Annotated in this window: 3 protein-coding genes; all 3 read right to left on the bottom strand. The window is 37.4% G+C overall.

All coding sequences use genetic code 11. The annotated features are described in order from the left end of the window. Positions 1–509 precede the first annotated feature (509 nt). Positions 510–1,007: a GNAT family N-acetyltransferase gene (locus ON073_RS20230; RefSeq protein WP_274763673.1), complete on the bottom strand. Its 498-nt coding sequence runs from the start codon at positions 1,005–1,007 to the stop codon at positions 510–512. A 126-nt stretch (positions 1,008–1,133) separates the two neighbouring features. After that, the gene (locus ON073_RS20225) at positions 1,134–1,511 is read right to left on the bottom strand and encodes a hypothetical protein (protein ID WP_274763672.1); all 378 of its coding nucleotides are present in this window, start codon (positions 1,509–1,511) and stop codon (positions 1,134–1,136) included. A 117-nt stretch (positions 1,512–1,628) separates the two neighbouring features. Then, the gene (locus ON073_RS20220) at positions 1,629–2,099 is read right to left on the bottom strand and encodes a hypothetical protein (RefSeq protein ID WP_274763671.1); all 471 of its coding nucleotides are present in this window, start codon (positions 2,097–2,099) and stop codon (positions 1,629–1,631) included. Positions 2,100–2,196: the final 97 nt, after the last annotated feature.

Here is a 2,196-nt window from a genome sequence, read left to right as displayed (position 1 = left end):
AAACAGAGTATGCTTAGACCAAAAAGTGATCAGAGTTTTCACACAGTCTGTGCCACAAGCTGTCATTCGTAACGCCGTAAATAAACGACAAAAATTAGTTGACTAAAATTTTTGAGGCACGAACAAAGCAAACAGTTTCTTGTCCGCGCTTTTAATTTATTTTGTTATACAACCTATTTCTTTTTGCTTCTGTCTAACAAAGTGACAATCAACGAAATCAGCAGTGAACAAGGCAACGTAATAGCCAAAGTGTAAAGTAAATTTAATAATGTGACGTCTTTTAGACCACCATTCCCGAAGACCTTTATAAATGCAATAAGCAAAATCGACAACTCTAGGAAAATTGTATTCCTAAGTACTGAGTCCCAAAAAGGTGATTTACAAAATTTAAATTTCGTCATTTGCTCATGGGTGTATAACGCCCGCATAAAATGCGGATAATGCTTGGCTAATATTAGCGAAGAATCAGCGCCAGCCAAGCGTTTGACGTCCCATTCATTATTGACTTGTTAGTTATCTGATACGCCTACAATTTTGCTGCGTCTTTCCATCATTACAACATCACGCCACACACCATTCATTTGACCAAGTTTTTCGCGTATTCCAAGTTGACGAAAACCATTGTTCTTATGGAGTGCAATACTGCCAATATTTTCAGGAAAAATGCCTGCTTGTAGCATCCAAATATTATTGTTTTCTGACTCTATAATTAGTTGTGACAATAGACTTTGACCGACACCTCTGCCTTGAGCACTTTCAGCAACATAAACGCTAACTTCTGCTACCCCCGAATATACATCACGACTTGATACCGGAGAAAGTGCTGCCCAGCCTAAAATATACTTGTGATTCGATGCCACAAGACGGCAGCTAGAAAGCATAGAATTATCCCACTCTTCCCATTCTTTAGCTTTAGTTTGAAAAGTGGCATTTCCAGTATCTATACCTTGCTTGTAGATACTTTTAACAGAGGGGTAATCAGTTTTTTCAAAAGGTCGAATAAACACCTAAACTCTCCGAAGGTAACTAACGTCCCACTAATAAGTGAACCAAATGCTGGCGGGGGATTTGCTCCGCAAATGGCATGACAGTATTTGTGAATCTTAATTTAGTGCCTTGTTAGCAAGATATTTTTAACTCCCTTGCCAAATCTTAAACTTAGGAGAATCCAATTTCGATTCTTTTAACGGGACTAAACCTTGAAAAAAGTGATGGTCTATCCCATCTAAATCTTGAACTGTTAAGTTATGAAGCTTATACAATACTTCTAGCGGTGTCAGCGAAATACCATTATCTGAATGAACTTCTACCGTTTTAGTTATCTGATTCTCACCATCATAACACCAGTAGTCAATCGAAATGCATGATGCTAGGAAGCAAATATCATCTAGATTCAAATCTAGAGAGCGCTCTCCCTGATATTCAATTAACTTATTTCTGAATGTATCAATATCATCAAATTTATTGCCGATAAAGCTCCATGAAATATCATTCAATACACTTTTGCTCATTTAGACTCCATTCTATTTTGTCTTGCTAACGCCCGCTTAATCGGACGGAAATAGTTGGCTATACTGTGAAGCGGAGCGAAACGTAGCCAACTGTTGACGTTCCGTTTAAAGCGCTTGTTAGCTTACTTTTTTGGATAAAATTTCTAAGCCATATTTTTTAGAAACTTTAACATTAACAGAAGCTCGAAAAGACATGCTTACCCAAAATGGGCATACATTCTCTGGTTTTAAAAACCTTGCGAGTTCGTCTGCAGAAAGAAATTTAGGCACACCTTCACATTGAATTTTCATAGCAAGACTACTATTACTAGGCTTATTAATTTTCCCAACCATTTCAGTGGCTTTTAAATACTTATTTATTCTTTCGGTCGCAAGATTGATATCTAAGCCTAATTTATCGATCAAATTACAAATAACGTTTTGAGAGTATGAATTTAAATATGCTCTAACACCTGCCTCAAACAGCACGGGGTTATTTTTTTCATCAGCCACAAAGTCAGGGCTACCAGCCTCGCAACTACGGTGCACACAAAAACCAGACACATGCTCAGCCTTCAACAACTTCAAATCTACATGCCACTCTTGCATATTACACCTGTAAGCTAACAGTTTATTAAGAGGCAAGTTGCCTCTTTTTCTACCGCAACATCGCCTGTTTACATACTGAAGTAATTTATAACACTAA

Source organism: Pseudoalteromonas sp. G4 (assembly GCF_028875915.1).
GTDB lineage: Bacteria > Pseudomonadota > Gammaproteobacteria > Enterobacterales > Alteromonadaceae > Pseudoalteromonas.
The sequence above is the reverse complement of the archived record's forward strand: the minus strand, read 5'-3'. Positions and strand labels throughout refer to the sequence as shown.